Source organism: Hydrogenophaga flava NBRC 102514, from assembly GCF_001571145.1.
Lineage (GTDB): Bacteria > Pseudomonadota > Gammaproteobacteria > Burkholderiales > Burkholderiaceae_C > Hydrogenophaga > Hydrogenophaga flava.
The window spans coordinates 39,899-56,117 of record NZ_BCTF01000002.1; the positions used below are offsets into that span (position 1 = coordinate 39,899).

The following is a 16,219-nucleotide window of genomic DNA, read 5'->3' on the forward strand; positions in this document are numbered from 1 at the left end:
CACCCCATGTTCAACGCTTCCACACAAGAACTTCCGCGTGCCCTGCAACTGATGCTGGCGCGCGACCAGGCCCCGGCGCCCGTGGCCGAGTTGCCGCGGCGCAGCTTCCTAAAAATCGGTGCCGCCAGCGGTTTTGCGCTTGGTGTCTTCCCGCTGCTGTCGCGGGCACAGGGCAGCAGCGCCGCGCTCGAAGGGCTCAAGCCCACGCAGCTGCCTGGCGCCTTCGTCGCCATCGCGACCGATGGCACCGTCACCGTCACGGTCAACCGCCTCGAATTCGGGCAGGGCGTGCAGACCGCGTTGCCCATGATCCTGGCCGAGGAGCTGGACGCCGACTGGACCAAGGTGCGCAGCCAGCTGGGCACCAACAACCCGGCGTATGCCGACCCGCTGTGGGGCATGCACCTCACGGGTGGATCCACCGCCATCAAACACAGCTTTACCCAGTACCGCGAGCTGGGCGCACGCGCCCGGGCCATGCTGGTGCAGGCGGCGGCCACGCGCTGGGGCGTGGCTGCCGCCAGCCTGCGGACCGAGAAGGGCGTGGTCATCGGTGCCGGTGGCAGGAGAGCCACCTACGGCGAGCTTGCCGAGGCCGCCATGGCCCTGCCGGTGCCCGAGCGGATCGCGCTCAAGGACCCGAAGCAGTTCCGCCTCATCGGCCAGCCCACCACGCGGCTGGACGCCGCCGCCAAGAGCAGCGGCCGGCAGGACTTCGGCGTCGATGTGCGGCGACCCGGCCAGCTCACCGCCGTGATCGCACGTCCTCCGGTGTTCGGCGCCAAGCTGCGCTCGGTGGACGACACCGCGGCGCGCGCCGTCAAGGGCGTGAAGGCGGTGCTGCGTGTGCCACTGGACCGTGGCGCCGAGGGCGTGGCGGTGATCGCCGAGGGCTACTGGCCCGCGAAGACCGCGCGCGATGCCCTGAAGCTGGCGTGGGACATTGAGACGATGGAAAAGGTGGACAGCGCCCGCCAGTTGGTGCAGTACCGTGAACTCGCCCGGCAGACCGGCGCGAAGCACTTCGACGCCGACATGGCGCCGCTGGCGAACGCGCCACAGAAGATCGAGGCCGAATTCGTCTTCCCCTATCTGGCACACGCGCCCATGGAGCCGCTGAACTGCACGGTAGAACTGGGCGAGCAGGGCGCGACGCTCTGGGTCGGCTCCCAGTTTCCTGGCGTCGACGGCATGGCCGCTGCCGCCGTGCTGGGTCTCAAACCCGAGCAGGTGCAAGTGCGGGTGCAAGCGGCTGGCGGTGGTTTTGGCCGACGCGGCATCCCCAACAGCGACTACGTGGTGGAGGCCTGCGCCATCGCCAGGGCGGCACAGGCTGCTGGTCTGCGCGCCCCGATCCGCACCCTGTGGAGCCGCGAGGACGACATCAAGGGCGGCTACTACCGTCCCATGCACCTGCACCGGGCGCAGATTGGTTTTGACGCCGATGGCAAGGTGCTGGCCTGGGACCATGTGATCGTGGGCCAGTCCATCATGGCGGGAACCTTCTTCGAAGGCACCACGGTGAAAAACGGCGTGGACATCACCACCGTGGAAGGCATGCGCGCGCCTTACCCGATGCCCATGCGGCTGACGGTGCACCACCCCAAGGTGAACGTGCCGGTGCTGTGGTGGCGCAGCGTGGGCAGCACGCACACCGCCTTCGTCATGGAGACGCTGGTCGACCAGATCGCCCGCGAAACGAACCAGGACCCGGTGGCCTACCGCATGAAGCTGTTCGGTGAAGCGCACCCGCGCCACCGCGCCGCGCTGCAACTGGCGGTGGACCGCAGCGGCTACGGCAAGAAGGCGCTGCCCTCCGGCCGCGCCTGGGGCGTGGCGGTGCACGAGTCCTTCGACTCGGTGGTGGCCTACGTGGTCGAGGCCTCGGTGAAAGACGGCCAGCCCGTGCTGCACCAGGTCACGGCCGGGGTGCATTGCAATCTGGTGGTCAACCCGCGCACGGTGGAAGCGCAGGTGCAGGGGGCAGCGCTGATGGGACTGGGCATGTGCCTGCTGGGCGCTGCCATCACCTTCAAGGACGGCGTGGTCGAGCAGCAGAACTTTGGCGACTACACCGTGGCGCGCATTACCGACATGCCGGCCATCGCCGTGCACACGGTGCCCAGCGCCGATCCGCCCACCGGCATGGGCGAACCGGGTCTGCCGCCGCTGGCACCGGCGTTCGCCAACGCCATCAGCCGCCTGACGGGCAAGCCGCTGCGCGAGCTGCCCTTCCAGATGGCCTGACCGGAGCCACACCATGGAAGACCTGGACACCCAGGTCCTGCGCAGCGCGCAGGCCTGGCACACCGCGGGCCTGCCGGTGCTGCTGGTCACCGTCACGCGCACCTGGGGCTCGTCGCCCCGGCCGCCGGGCTCGCTCATGGCCATCAACGGTCGGGGCGAGGTGGTGGGCTCGGTCTCGGGCGGCTGCATCGAGGACGACCTGATCCGCCGTGTGCGCGACGAGGGCGTGGCCTCCGTCTGTGCGGAAGGGCGACCCGCCACGCTGCGCTACGGCATCTCGGCCGACCAGGCGCACCGCTTCGGTCTGCCCTGCGGCGGCACGGTGGAGCTGGTGCTGGAGCCGGTGGCCGACCACACCCGCCTGCCCGACCTGCTGCAGGCCACGTTGGCGCGGCGCAGCACCGAGCGCCGGCTGGACCTGCGCACGGGCATGGTCACGCTGAGCGAAGGGCGGCGCGACGGCCTGCCTGAGCTGGGCGACGAGACGCTGGTGACGCACTTCGGCCCGCGCCACCGGCTCATCGTCATCGGCGCGGGCGACCTCTCGCGCTTCCTGTGCCAGATGGCGCTGGGGCTGAACTTCGAGGTCGTCGTCTGTGACCCGCGCGACGAGCAGCACGCCGGCTGGGCGCTGGACGGCGTCACCATCAGCCGCGAGATGCCAGACGACCTGATCCTGCGCCTGAAGCCCGACGCACACACCGCGGTGGTGGCGCTCACGCACGACCCCAAGCTGGACGACCTGGCGCTCATCGACGCGCTGCAGTCCGAGGCCTTCTACGTCGGTGCCATCGGCTCGCGCCGCCACACCGGCCTGCGCCGCGAACGCCTGCGCGAGCACTTCGGTCTGGCTGAGACCGAGCTGGACGCGCTGCACGGACCGGCCGGCCTGTACATCGGCAGCAAGACGCCGGCCGAGATCGCGCTGTCCATCATGGCCGAGGTGGTGGCGGCCAAGAACGGCGTGGCACGGGCAGCGACGGTCCCCGTGGCCGAGGGCAAGGCCGCACTGCCAGCGGGCGGCCATGCGCCGGGCATGGACATGGCCGTGACCTGCAGGGTGTAACCCGGGCGGGGCATACTGCCCGCCAAGGAGACCCCACCATGACCCATTCAACCATCGTGCTCGGCGGCGGCTGCTTCTGGTGCACCGAGAGCGTCTACAAGGAAGTGCGCGGCGTGACCGACGTCGAGTCGGGCTACAACAATGGCCAGGCGGCGCAGCCCAGCTACGAAGACGTGTGCACCGGCACCACCGGCTGCAACGAGGTGGTCAGACTCGAATACGACCCGGCACTCATCAGCACGCGCGAGATCCTCGAAATCTTCTTCGTGGTGCACGACCCGACCACGCTGAACCGCCAGGGCAACGACGTGGGCACGCAGTACCGCAGCGGCATCTACTTCACCACCGAGGAACAGCGCGCGACCGCGCAGGCGCTGATCGACGAGCTGACGGCCGACAACGCCTTCGGCCGCCCCATCGTCACCGAGGTGCTGCCCCTGGCGAACTACTGGCCTGCTGAGGACTACCACCAGGACTTCTTCGAGCGCAACCCGCACCAGGGCTACTGCATGGCGGTGGCAGCGCCCAAGGTGGCGAAGTTCCGCAAGACGTTTACCCGTTTGGCGAAGTGACTGGGTCAAGAATGCCGCGGAACCGGCTTCGCCGGGCCGCAGGCATTGCCCCCTACAGGGGGTCGGGCGAAGCCCGGCGGGGGTGGGTCAATCTCGGCCAGAGCACGATCACGGCCAGCCCGCTGAGGACCAGGGCGCCCGCACCCAGCTTCCAGCCCGGCAGGGCCTCGCCCAGCGACAGCGCCGAGGCGCCCATGCCGAACACGGGCACCAGCAGGGCCAGGGGCGTGACGGTGGCGGCGGGGTGTCGGGCGAGCAGCCAGTTCCAGACGCCGTAGCCGAACAGGGTGTTGCCCAGCGCCTGCCACAGCACGCTGCCCCACACCACCGCATCGGCGCCTTGCAGGGCCGCCGTGATGGCCGGCACCCCTTCGGTCAGCACGGAGATGAGCAGTAGCGGCGGCACCGCGAACGCGCTGCTCCAGACCATGAAGTGCAGCATGTTGACTGGCCCGAGCGACTTCACGACCAGGTTGGCGCAAGCCCAGAAGAACGCCGCGCCGATCACCAGCATCAGACCCGCCAGGGTGACGGTGGCGTCCAGATGCGCGGCGATGACGCCCAGCCCCGCCAGCGCCAGCAGCAGGCCCGTGACCTGGAAACCCCGCACCCGCTCGCGCATCAGCACCAGGGACATGCCGATGGTGAAGAACACCTGGATCTGCACCACCAGCGAGGCCAGCCCGGGCGAGATGCGGCCCTGGATGGCGAGGAACAGCAGACCGAACTGGCCCACGCCCAGCAGCACACCGAAGGCGGCCAGCTTGCGCCATGGCGCGGTGGGGCGCGGGATGAACAGCAGCCAGGGCAGGGCCGACAGGGCAAAACGCAGCGTGGCGAACAGGAAAGGCGGCAGCCCGTCCAGCCCCCAGCGAATGACTACGAAATTCGTACCCCAGACAAAGACGACGGCGAGGGCGAGCAGGAGGTGGGATGGGGGCAATCGGGGCTCCGCGGGCGGTGGGGAGGGCAGTGTATCGGTCGGGTCCGTCGCCGGTCGGTCGCGCCCGTGCGTGACATTGTTCCGAATGGGCGTCAGGCAAGAGGTTTCAGTCGCCCTCTACAACATGTTACAAAAGCATTCAAACCCGGAAAAGGCTTGATTTTCCTCAACTTTTTTCGTGATCTGACTTCAGTCTGACGTGCTGCCTGCCGATGAAGTGGGTGTACCGGCATTCCGTCCCAAGACGTGCACAAGCAGCGTCGATGCCCGGTGCAGAGGACACAGGCATGAACAAGTCTTACAGGTCAATCTGGAATCCAAGCCTGGGTTGTTACGTCGCGGCGCCGGAGAGCGCCACGGCCCATTCGTCGGGGACCTCGTCGGCGCGTGCGGTGCGCAGCAGCTGCCCGGCGCGCAGCCGTTCGGTGATGGCGCTGGAGCCGCGCATCCTGTTCGACGGCGCCATGCTGGTCACCGCCGTCGAGACCGATGGCGAACAGGCGCCCGAAGCCAGCACCGTTGAGGACGCCGACGCGGCAGCGCCAGCCGCCAGCGAGCAACCAGCGGCCACCGCCGACGCAGACACCACGGACACCGACGCCACCGAGGTCGCGGCGACGGAAGAGACGGAAGAAGACGTTGCGCAGGAGGTGGACGCCTCCGCTGAAGAGCAGGCCCCCACGGACGCCGACGCAGACGCCAGCACCGGCGACGATGCCGACGACACCGAACTGGCCACCGAGCCGGCGCCCCCGGGTCGCAACGAAGTGGTGTTTGTCGACGGCCGCGTGAGCGACCCCGGCGCTTTTGCCGCCGACGGCCGCGAAGTGGTGGTGCTCTCGAGTGGGCAGGACGGCCTGACCCAGATCGCCAACGCGCTGGCCGGCCGCACCGGTGTCGACGCCATCCACATCGTCAGCCACGGCAGCGACGGGCAGCTCCTGCTGGGCAGCAGCGCCATCACCGCCGAAACCATTCAGACCTCCCAGCTGACGTCGCTGCAGCTCATCGGCCAGGCCCTGTCCGCCGACGGCGACATCCTGATCTACGCCTGCGACTACGCCGCGGGCGCCGACGGCCTGGCGGCGATGGACCTGATCGCCGACATCACCAGTGCCGATGTGGCCGCCTCCATCGACGCCACCGGCCACGAGTCGCTGGGCGGCGACTGGACGCTGGAGCAGAGCACGGGCGAGATCGAGGCCCAGTCGCTGGACATGGCGTCGTGGGACGGCGAGCTGCCCGCCTATTCCGGCGACGCCCTGGCCGCGAACCTGACGCTGTCGGGCAGCGCCACCGCCGTGGCGCCCGACACCATCCGCCTGACCCCCGATGCGGGCAGCCAGAGCGGCGCCGCGCAGTCCTCGTTCGAGATCGACCTGACCGAGGACTTCAGCCTGTCGTTCAGCGTCTACCTGGGCACCAGCGACGCAGGGGCTGACGGCGTGACCTTCATCATGCACAACGACCCCGCCGGGGCGCAGGCCCTGGGCGACATGGGTGGCGGGCTTGGCGCGATGGGCATTGCCAACGGCGTGGTGATCGAGTTCGACACCTACGACAACGGCAGCCCCGACCTCGCCAACGACCACACCTCGGTCTGGGACTCCGACAGTGGCGAGGTCATCGTGGCCGCGCAGGACCTGGGCGACATCGAGGACGGCACCTGGTACCCGGTGGAAGTGACCTGGGATGCGGCCACCGAAACCCTGTCCTACTCGTTCAACGGCGTGCCCATGGGCAGCACCTCGGGCCTGCTGTCTGCAGGGCGCTTCGGCACCGGCAACACGGTGCACTTCGGATGGACCGCCGCCACCGGTGGCGCCATGAACGAACAGGCGGTGCGCATCGACTCGTTCACCGGTGAAATCAACTTCGCCCCGGTTGCGGTCGACGACAGCTTCACGGTCAGCGAAGACGGGTCGACCCTGCTCGGGCAGGTGCAGGCCAACGACAGCGACCCCGAAGGTGGCGCGCTGAGCGCCACGCCCCTGAACGCCACGGGCTCGGCGGGCGGCAGCCTCGGCACGGACGACTCGGGCAACCTGGTGTTCATCCCGGGCTCTTCGTTCGACGACCTGGCCGCGGGCCAGACGCGCGACACGACCTTCACCTACACCCTGCAGGACGAGCAGGGTGCCACCGCCACCGCCACCATCACGGTGACGGTGCAGGGCGCCAACGACGCTCCCGATGCCCAGGACGATCACTACGACGCGACCGAAGACGGCGCCTTCACCCTGGGCAGCGTGCGGGCTAACGACAGCGACATCGACAGCAGCGAACTCTGGGCCGAGATCAACACCGCAGAGGGCTCCAACGGAGGCACCTTCGGCCAGGACGACGCGGGCAACCTGATCTTCATTCCTGGCGGCGCGTTCGACGACCTCGCCGCCGGCGAAACCCGCGACACCAGCTTCTCCTACGTGCTGCACGACAGCGAGGGCGGCCAGTCCACGGCCACGGTGACCGTGACGGTGCACGGCGTGAACGACGCGCCGGTGGCCGAGGCGGACCAGTTCGTGGCCTCGGAAGACGCGGCCTTGTCCCTCGGGCGGGTGACGGTGAACGACTGGGATGTGGACGGCAGCGAGCTCTGGGCAGACACCTCTGCCACGGGTGCCGGTGACCAGGGCGGCTTCTTCAGCTTCGACGACTCGGGCAGCCTGGTCTTCAACCCCGGCACCGACTTCGACGACCTGGCGGTGGGCGAGAGCCGGGACACCCAGTTTGCCTACACCCTCTACGACGACCAGGGCGCCAGCGCGACCGGCACCATCACCGTGACCGTGCTCGGGGCGAACGACAACCCGGTGGCCCAGGACGACAGCTTCGAGGCCGACGAGGACACGCTGCAGTCGCTGGGGAGCCTGACCGGCAACGACAGCGATGCCGACGGCGACGAGCTGCAGGTGGTGTTGCCCGGCATCGTGGCCGGCAGCACCGGCGGCCGCTTCTGGCTGGACGACTCCGGCAGCCTGATCTTCGACGCCAACGGCGACTTCGACGACCTGGACGCCGGTGAATCGCGCGAGACCTCGTTCACCTACTCCGTCACCGACGGCCTGGGTGGTTCCTCGGAGGCCACCGTGACCGTGGTGGTGAACGGCGTGACCACCGACCCAGCGCAGGACCCACCTCCTCAGGGCGGCGATGAAACGGGTGTGATCCCCGATTCGCCCAGCTATCCCAACCAGATCGTGTTCGTGGACGCGCGGGTGCCCGACCCCCAGGCGTTTGCCCTCGACGGCCGCGAGCTGGTGATCATTTCCGACGAAGCGGACGGCCTGACCCAGATCGCCAACCTGCTGGCCGGGCGCACCGGCGTCGAGGCGATCCACATCGTCAGCCACGGCAGCGAGGGCACGGTGACCCTGGGCCTGGGCGACATCAACGCCGGCAACGTGCAAGCCGGGCAGATCCTGGCCCTGCAGGCAATCGCCCAGTCGCTGACCGTGGAAGCCGACATCCTGATCTACGCCTGCGAGTTCGCGGGCGGCCAGGATGGCCTGAACGCCATGCTGCTGCTCTCGCAGTACACCCAGGCGGACGTGGCCGCTTCGCTGTTTGTCACCGGTTCGCCCACGCTGGGCGGCAACTGGTCGCTGGAAGCCACGGTGGGTTCGGTGGAGACGACGGCCCTGGCGCCCCAGAACTGGAACCACCTGCTGGACGTGCCGCAGGCACCGCAAACACCGCAGGAGCCACAGGTGTCGCCGGAACCGTCGCAGCCGCAGGCACCCCAGCGCGCCGAGGCCACGCCGGTGGCCAAGCGCTTCTTCCTCGCGCCGTCAGACGGCGCGGCGCAGCAGCATTCGGCGCCAGATGTGCGCCACATGCACACCGCGGCCGAGCCGCGCTCGCTGTCTCTCGAATCGTCTGGCACTGTCCGGGTCCAGGGGCTAGAAACCGTGCTGCGCGAACGCGTGGCCGCCGCGCAGCCCCTGCCGTCCACCGACCTGGCACCGGCGCTGCCCCAGGCCGATGCACAGGCGCCCGCCACCGACACGGGCCTCACACCGGTCTGGCCGGTGGAGCGCCCGCAGATCTGGAGCGCGGCTCAGCCCTGGCTGGACGAGCTGGCCGTTGAAGACGCCGAGGCCGAAGAGACGCCACACGCCGCACCGGGCCTGCGTGCCCAGCTCAGCCAATGGGCCCAGTGGGGCATGGGCCGGCCGCTGACGCGCGCCGCCGTTCGCGCCTGAAGCCGGTCAGGACGGGGACAACCGACCCGCCACGAACCGGGTCTGCCTGTGCGTGGCGTTGCGCGCCAGATCTGGGTCGTGGCTGACCAGCAGCATGGCGCAGCCGCCCTCGGCCATGGCCTCGCACAGCGCCGCCATGGTCTCGCGCTGGGTCAGCGCGTCCAGCCGCGAGGTGGGCTCGTCGGCGAACACGAACACCGGCTGCAGCAGCATGGCGCGCAGGATGGCCAGGCGCTGCAGCTCGCCGCCCGACACCTCGCCGGGCAGACGGTCCAGCAGCTCGTCGGACAGGCGCAGTCGCTGCAGCCAGTGGGCGGTGGGGTTGGCGTCCAGCCGGTGCAGCTGGAGCAGATCGTGGATGCCGCGGCGCAGCGTCTGGCCGGGGGCGAACGAGGCCACCGGGTCCTGGTAGAGCTTCTGGAAGCGCCAGGCCGGCACCCCCGCGCGGCGCCGGACCGTGCCCTGGCGCGGTGTGAGTGCGCCCACCATCACATTGCCCAGCGTGGTCTTGCCGCAGCCACTGGGGCCGACCACCGCCACCGACTCGCCTTCGGCAATCGGCAGGCTCGCACCCTGCAGCACGGCGCGTTCGCCAAAGCTCACGCTCACCTGCTCGGCAGAAACGACTACCTCACCCTTTGCCGCTTCGCGCACCGGGGCCAGCGAGGGCCAGTGGCGCGGCTGCGCGGCGATCAGCTCACGGGTGTAGCCGTGCTGGGGTGCATGGAGCACCGCGGCCACGTCGCCGGCTTCGACGATGCGGCCCTGGCGCATCACGGCCACGCGCCCGCCCAGCCGCAGCGCCAGGTCCAGGTCGTGGGTGATGGTCAGCAGCGCCTGACCCTGGCGCTGGGCGTCGGCCAGCAGCTGGGCCACCTGCTCGCAGGCACCGGCGTCCAGCCCCTTGGTGGGCTCGTCGGCCACCAGAACGCGCGCATCGCTCTGACTGGCGCAGGCCATGCCCACGCGCTGCGCCATGCCGCCCGAGACCTGGTGCAGCCACTGCCGGCCGGCGTGGGCCAGGCCCAGCGCGGCGAGGTGGCGGTCGGCCTGGGCCAGCGCGTCCGGCCAGCGGCGGCCGGCGGCGTAGCGGCCCGCCTCGGCCACCTGGGTGCGCAGGCGCATCACCGGGTTGAGCGCGGTCCAGGGCTCCTGCGGCAGCATCACGATCTGCTGGCCCCACAGCGGCTGCGTGAGCGTGCGTTGGCCGTTGGTTTCGCGGCCGGCGATCTGCACCTGGCCGCTGGCCTGCATGACGTCGGGCAGGGTGCCCATGATGGCCTGGGCCAGCAGCGACTTGCCCGCGCCGGATTCGCCCACCAGGGTGAGCCGCTCACCGGCCCGCAGTTCGAAGCTGCAGCCTTGCAGCAGCATTCGGCCTTCGGGTGCCGAGCGGCCGGGGCGCAGGCGGATGCCCAGGTCCTGCACGCGCAGCACCGTGTCGCCTTGATTCATTCGGTGGCTGGTGCTCATGCCGGGACTCCGTGGTGGACCTCATCGGCCGCGCGGCCGACCAGGGCCTGCAGCGCGCCGATCACCAGCACCAGCGCCACCACCGGGGCGGCGAGCAGCCAGGGCGCTTCGTAGTAGTAGGGCAGGGCCTCGGTCATCATCAGGCCCAGCTCGGCCTGCGGCGGGCGCAGTCCCACGCTGATGAAGCCCAGCGCCGCAATCGCCAGCACGGCCGTGGCCACGGCGTAGGCCCACAGGCGGGCCAGCACGCCGGCCACCGGGCGCAGCACATGCCACCAGGCGATGTAGGCGGGGCCGAAACCCAGCAGGCGCGCCGCCTGCACCGGCTGCCCCAGCAGGGCCGAGCGCGTGTGCGAGCGCATCAGGCGGAAGAACTCCACCCAGGCGGTGAGCACCAGGCCGCTGTAGAGGGCCCACTTCTGGCCGGGCGCCATGGCCGCGATCAGCAGCACCCAGAGCAGGCCGGGGATGGAGGCCACCGCGTCTGCCACGACCGACGCGGCGCGGTCCACCCAGCCGCCGCGCGCGGCGGCCAGCAGGCCCAGCGCAGAGCCCAGGGCCACGGCCAGTCCGGCCGAGGCCAGGGCCAGGCCGAGCGAGGTGCGCAGGCCCTCGCCCAGGCGGACGAGCTGGTCGCGGCCCAGGTGGTCGGTGCCCAGCCAGTGCGTGGCACCGGGAGCCTGCAGGCTGGCCATCAAGTCCTGGGTGTGCGGGTCGGGCGCCAGAAACGGCGTGAGCACGGCGGTGGCAGCGACCAGGCCCAACAAGGCCAGGGAGATGAAAGATGTGGGCTTCATGGAGTGGGCTCCGCTGCAGGGTTGGCGGGGGCCGGGTCGTGATCGGGCTGGCGGCGCGCGGCCGGCGCGTCGGCTAGGCGCGGGTCCAGTGCGTGCAGCAGCAGGTCCACCGCGCTGCTGAGCAGCACGAACAGCAGGGCCATGGTGACGGCAGTGCCCTGGACCATGGGCACGTCGCGCGCGATGACGGCATGCACCAGGGCGTGGCCGATGCCGGGCCAGGCAAAAAGGGTCTCCACCACCACCATGCCTTCAATCAGCAGCACCAGCTGCACGCCCGCATAGGCCAGTGTGGCCAGCAGGACCTGGGGCAGCGCGTGGCGCCACAGGGCGGCGCGCAGCGGCAGACCCTTGACCTGGGCGAACTCGAACGCGTCCGAGCGCAGCAGCTTCAGGGCCGCGTCGCGCACCACCTGGGTGAAGCCGGGGCACAGCGCCAGCGCCAGCGTGAGCGCCGGCAGCACCACATGGTTGGCCTCTTCGTGGCCGGCCACCGGCAGCCAGTCCAGCTCCACCGCCAGCAGCGTGGACAGCACCACACCGATGAGGAAGGACGGGCTCGCGCGCAGCACGGTGTTGAGCGAGTCGGTGGCGTGGCGCAGCCAACCATCAGGCCGCAACGCAGTCCAGAGGCCCAGCGCCAAGCCCAGCAGCAGCGCCAGGGCCCAGGCCACCAGCGACAGCCACAGGGTGTGACCCAGCTGCACCGCGAGCAGCGAGACCACCGTGTCGCCCAGCACCACCGAGCGGCCGAGGTCGCCCTGCGCCATCTGCCCCAGCCAAGCGGCCCAGCGCACGAGGGCCGGGCGGTCCAGGCCGAGTTCGGCGCGCACCGATTCCGCGATCTCGGTGTTGACCACGTCGTAGCCGTAGCGGCCGGCCGCGATGCGGTAGGCCGAGTCGCCGGGCAGGGACTCGGCCATCACGAAGCACAGCGTGCCCACGGCCAGCAGCACGAACACCACCTGCAGCAGCAGGCGGGACAGCAGACGGCCCGGCATCACGCGGCCCAGCCCATGCGGCTGATGCGGTAGCTGCGCTCCAGCGGGTCCACGCTCACGTTCACCAGGCGCGTGCTGGCGGTCATGGAGTGCTGGTACCAGGCCACCGGAATGACCGGCAGCTCGGCCTGCAGCACGGTGGCGATGGCGCCGCGCAGCGCGGAGCGGCGTTTCGGGTCGACCGCCGCGCTCATGTCGGCCAGGGTCTGGCTGACCTGGGCGCTGTGCCAGCCCATGGCGCCCCAGTCGCCGCCCTTGGGGCCGAAGTCCTGCAGCAGGATGCCCAGCGGATCGGGCACCAGGCCGTAGTTGCGGGCCACCAGGGCCAGCTCCAGCGAGCCGTTCTGGTGGCCGCTGGGGATCTCGCTGGAGTTGCCGATGCTCACCGCCATGTCGATGCCCACGGCTTTGAGTTGGGCCTGGATCGCGGTGGCCAGGGGCGGCAGTTCCGGTCGGTCGGAGAAGGTGCGCAGCGTGAGCTTGAACGCCTCGCCGGCCTGGTTGCGCAGCACGCCGTCGGCGCCCGCCTGCCAGCCCGCCTCGCGTAGCAGCGTGCGCGACTGTTCAAGGTTCTGCGCCAGCGGCGCCAGGCCGGGCACATGCCATTCGGCCACGGCCGGCGGGAACAGCTGGGTGGCGGCGGCCTCGGGCGCGCGCATCAGGGCGGTCGCCATGCCGCTGCGGTCCAGCGCCAGACTCATGGCCCGGCGCACCCGCAGGTCGGCCAGGAAGCGGTGGCCGGCGTTGACCTTGATGTAGATGGTGCGGGGCAGGGGCAGCCGGTGGAGCTGCAGTTTGCGGTTGGCGCGCAGGCGCTCGTAGCCCACCGGGTCGTGGGTGTAGACCAGGTCGGCCTGGCCCGACGAGGCCATCATGCCCCGCGTCTCGCCGCGCGAGGCGCCCAGGTAGTCCACCGCCTCAATCACCGGCTTGCGACCATCGAAGCCCTCGAAGCGGCGCGTGCGCAGGGACTGCGGCGCCTGGACCTCAACCACCTGGTAGGGACCGGAGCCGATGACCTGCCGCACGCTGCCGTCGGCCGCGTACGACGCGGGCGCCAGGATCAGCGTGCTGTTGTGCGCGAGGAAGGCCGGCAGCGCACTGAAGGGTTTGGCCAGCCGGAACAGCACCTCGCCGCCCTTCGCCGCGATCTGCTGCGCGCCCGTGTTGCGCAGCAGGCCAGGCTGGGCCAGGGCCCGTTGCAGGCAGGCGGCCACGGCCTCCGCGGTGACCGGGGTGCCGTCATGAAAGCGCGCGGTGGGGCGGATGGCAAAGCGCCACTCCAGCCCGTCGGCCGAGGTGGTCCAGCGGCTGGCCAGGCCGCCCACGAACAGGCCCTTGTCGTCCACCTCGACCAGGGTTTCGGCCACCTCCAGCCGCGTGAAGATGTAGCCGGTCTTTGACGGGTCGAGGGTCATCACCTCCCAGGGGGAGACCACCTTGAGCGTGCGGGTGCCCTGGGCATGGACCAGGCTGGTGGGCAGGGCCGCGGCGGCGGCGGTCGCCTGCAGCAGGCGACGGCGGGTGTGGTTCGGCAGAGGCACGGCGGTGGTGATTGACATATATCAATTGAGAATTATTCGCAATAAGAATGATCTTAGCGGAGTGCGGGCGGGGCTGGCAGATTCCGTCGGCGGCCCGGACGGTGGTCAATGGTTGACCCGGGGCGGAGCGACCGACTGCGAAAGCCCTTGCAGGAGCAGGTCCCTGGGCAGATCGCGGCCGATGAACACCATGCGCGACTCGCGCGTTTCACCGTCGCGCCAGGGGACACCACGATCCGCTCCCATGAGCATGTGCACGCCCTGGAACACGATGCGGCGGGCTTCACCTTCGATATGAAGGATGCCCTTGTAGCGCATCAGTTTGGGGCCATGCACCTGCACCATGGCACCCAGGAAGTCTTCGATGCGCGCCAGGTCCAGTGGCCGCGTCTCGCGGAAAACGAACGAGCTCACATCATCGTCGTGCGCGTGGTCCACATCGGTCAGGAAGTCGGGCTCGATCTCGAGGATGGCATTGAGGTTGAAGCCGCGCAGGTCCAGCACCTCCTGCAGGTCGATCTGGCCGAAGCTGGCCTCGGTGATGGCGGCGCGCGGGTTCATGCGCATCAGCCGTGCCTTGAGAGTCAGGATGTCGGTCATCGGCACCAGGTCGGTCTTGGTCAGCACGATGCGGTCGGCAAAGCCCACTTGTTCCTGCGCCTCGTGGTGTTCGCGCAGTTGATCTGGCGCATGCAGCGCGTCCACCAGCGTGACGATGGCGTCCAGCAGGTAGTGCATGCCGATGTCTTCGTCGACGAAGAAGGTCTGCGCCACCGGCGCCGGGTCGGCCAGACCGGTGGTCTCGATGACCACACGGTCAAAGCGCAGAGTGCCCGCGTTTCGTTTGGCGGCCAGCTCACCCAGGATGCGCACCAGGTCGCCGCGCACGGTGCAGCAGATGCAGCCGTTGTTCATCTCGACGATCTGCTCGCCGGCGTCCTGCACCAGCAGCTCGTTGTCGATGCCGGATTCACCGAACTCGTTCTCGATCACGGCGATGCGCTCGCCATGGTCTGCCTTGAGGATGTGGTTGAGCAGCGTCGTCTTGCCGCTGCCGAGGAAGCCGGTGAGGATGGTGACGGGGATCAGTCCTTGGGACATGGTGTGCTCCTGCGGTCAGGCGGTTTCGGCGGTGGCTTCCCATTGCGGGAAAGGGTCGGGCAGCTCGGACCACCCCTTGAGGCCCTTGCGGCTTTCGGTGTAGTTCAAGTGCATGGCCTTCCAGGCCTGCTCGATGGCGGCGCGGTCCAGGTTCCGGCCGATGAACACCACCTCGTTGAGGCGGTCGCCCCAGGGCTCTTTCCAGCGCGCCTCGATGGCCTGGCGTTGTGGCGATCCCTTTGACGGCCAGCGGTCGCGCGGGGCACTGGCCCACCAGCGGCCCACCGGTTCGTGGGTGGCGGTGTTGCCGGCGCGGGAGTAGCTCACCACCCACTGCGGCCGGCTGGCCAGCCAGACGTAGCCCTTGGCGCGGATCAGGCCCGGCAGGGGCAGGTCCATGAAGGTGGAAAAGCGCCATGGGTGGAGCGGCTCGTTGCTGCGCAGCACGAAACTCTCGATGCCATAGGCCTCGGTCTCGGGCGTGTGCTCGCCTTCGAGTTCGCGCGCCCAGCCGGGCATGGCGCTGGCGCGTTCCAGGTCGAACCGGCCGGTGCCCAGGATCTGCCGCAGCGGCACCTGGCCGTGGTCGGCGTAGACGACCTCGGCCACCGGGTTCAGTGCCTTGACCACGGCGGTCACCTCGTCGCGCCTCGCCGCATTGACCTTGTCGATCTTGTTGATGACCACCACGTCGGCAAACTCGATCTGGTCCGTCAGCAAGGCGGCCAGGGTTCGGTTGTCCTCGGGGCCGGCGGTCTCGCCTCGCTGTTCCAACAGGTCGGTGCTGGTGAAGTCGGCGAGCAGGTTGAGCGCGTCCACCACCGTGACCATGGTGTCGATGCGGGCCACCTGGTTGAGCGACTCGCCGTCCTCGTCTTCAAAGTCGAAGGTGGCGGCCACCGGCATGGGTTCGCCGATGCCGGTGGACTCGATCAGCAGGTAATCGAAGCGCCCTTCGGCCGCGAGCTTGCGCACCTCCAGCAGCAGGTCTTCGCGCAGCGTGCAGCAGATGCAGCCGTTGCTCATCTCGACCATCTTCTCTTCGGTTCGTGAGAGCGCGGCGCCCGCGTTCTCGGCTCCGAGCTCGACCAGCGAGGCGTCGATGTTGACCTCGCTCATGTCGTTGACGATGACCGCCACGCGCAGGCCGTCGCGGTTGGCCAGCACGTGATTGAGCAGCGTGGTCTTGCCCGCGCCCAGGAAGCCCGAGAGCACGGTCACGGGCAGGCGTCGGTCGCGTGGTGCAGCGTTGAAACCCATGGTCGTGCGC

At 69.8% G+C, this 16,219-nt stretch carries 11 protein-coding genes; 4 read left to right on the plus strand and 7 right to left on the minus strand.

Going from position 1 to position 16,219, the window contains the following annotated elements:
* Positions 1–6: 6 nt before the first annotated feature.
* Genes HFL01S_RS01940 through msrA form a run of 3 tightly spaced genes read left to right on the plus strand, consistent with a single transcriptional unit; the run spans position 7 to position 3,885 of the window.
* Complete coding sequence (locus HFL01S_RS01940) at positions 7–2,247, plus strand: xanthine dehydrogenase family protein molybdopterin-binding subunit (protein ID WP_066253932.1); 2,241 nt, start codon at positions 7–9, stop codon at positions 2,245–2,247.
* A 13-nt stretch (positions 2,248–2,260) separates the two neighbouring features.
* Entirely contained in the window at positions 2,261–3,313 is a 1,053-nt protein-coding gene (locus HFL01S_RS01945; RefSeq protein WP_066253934.1) for an XdhC family protein, read from the plus strand.
* 38 nt (positions 3,314–3,351) lie between these two features.
* Positions 3,352–3,885, plus strand: coding sequence for a peptide-methionine (S)-S-oxide reductase MsrA (gene msrA / locus HFL01S_RS01950; protein WP_066253935.1), 534 nt, complete (start codon positions 3,352–3,354; stop codon positions 3,883–3,885).
* A gap of 52 nt (positions 3,886–3,937) precedes the next feature.
* Here msrA and HFL01S_RS01955 read toward each other — a convergent pair whose 3' ends face one another.
* Positions 3,938–4,828, minus strand: a complete 891-nt coding sequence (locus HFL01S_RS01955) for an EamA family transporter (RefSeq protein ID WP_218008588.1) — start codon at positions 4,826–4,828, stop codon at positions 3,938–3,940.
* Between the two features lie 287 nt (positions 4,829–5,115).
* On the opposite strand from HFL01S_RS01955, the gene HFL01S_RS25540 reads away from it, so the two are divergent.
* Entirely contained in the window at positions 5,116–9,033 is a 3,918-nt protein-coding gene (locus HFL01S_RS25540) for a DUF4347 domain-containing protein (RefSeq protein WP_169802299.1), read from the plus strand.
* Positions 9,034–9,039: 6 nt separating this feature from the next.
* On the opposite strand, the gene HFL01S_RS01965 is transcribed toward HFL01S_RS25540, so the two are convergent.
* From HFL01S_RS01965 to HFL01S_RS01990, 6 genes are all read right to left on the minus strand, one after another.
* Positions 9,040–10,506, minus strand: a complete 1,467-nt coding sequence (locus HFL01S_RS01965) for an ABC transporter ATP-binding protein (protein ID WP_066253942.1) — start codon at positions 10,504–10,506, stop codon at positions 9,040–9,042.
* Positions 10,503–11,303 carry an ABC transporter permease gene (locus HFL01S_RS01970; protein ID WP_066253945.1) on the minus strand — a complete coding sequence of 267 codons (801 nt, stop codon included), beginning with the start codon at positions 11,301–11,303 and terminating at the stop codon, positions 10,503–10,505. The genes HFL01S_RS01965 and HFL01S_RS01970 overlap by 4 nt, the downstream gene beginning before the upstream one ends.
* Positions 11,300–12,304, minus strand: a complete 1,005-nt coding sequence (locus HFL01S_RS01975; RefSeq protein WP_084383071.1) for an ABC transporter permease — start codon at positions 12,302–12,304, stop codon at positions 11,300–11,302. The genes HFL01S_RS01970 and HFL01S_RS01975 overlap by 4 nt, the downstream gene beginning before the upstream one ends.
* Positions 12,304–13,866: an ABC transporter substrate-binding protein gene (locus tag HFL01S_RS01980; RefSeq protein WP_084383037.1), complete on the minus strand. Its 1,563-nt coding sequence runs from the start codon at positions 13,864–13,866 to the stop codon at positions 12,304–12,306. The genes HFL01S_RS01975 and HFL01S_RS01980 overlap by 1 nt, the downstream gene beginning before the upstream one ends.
* A gap of 87 nt (positions 13,867–13,953) precedes the next feature.
* On the minus strand, positions 13,954–14,949 hold the full coding sequence (locus HFL01S_RS01985; RefSeq protein ID WP_066253947.1) for a CobW family GTP-binding protein: 996 nt from the start codon (positions 14,947–14,949) through the stop codon (positions 13,954–13,956).
* 15 nt (positions 14,950–14,964) lie between these two features.
* Complete coding sequence (locus tag HFL01S_RS01990) at positions 14,965–16,209, minus strand: GTP-binding protein (RefSeq protein ID WP_066254620.1); 1,245 nt, start codon at positions 16,207–16,209, stop codon at positions 14,965–14,967.
* Between the last annotated feature and the right edge of the window lie 10 nt (positions 16,210–16,219).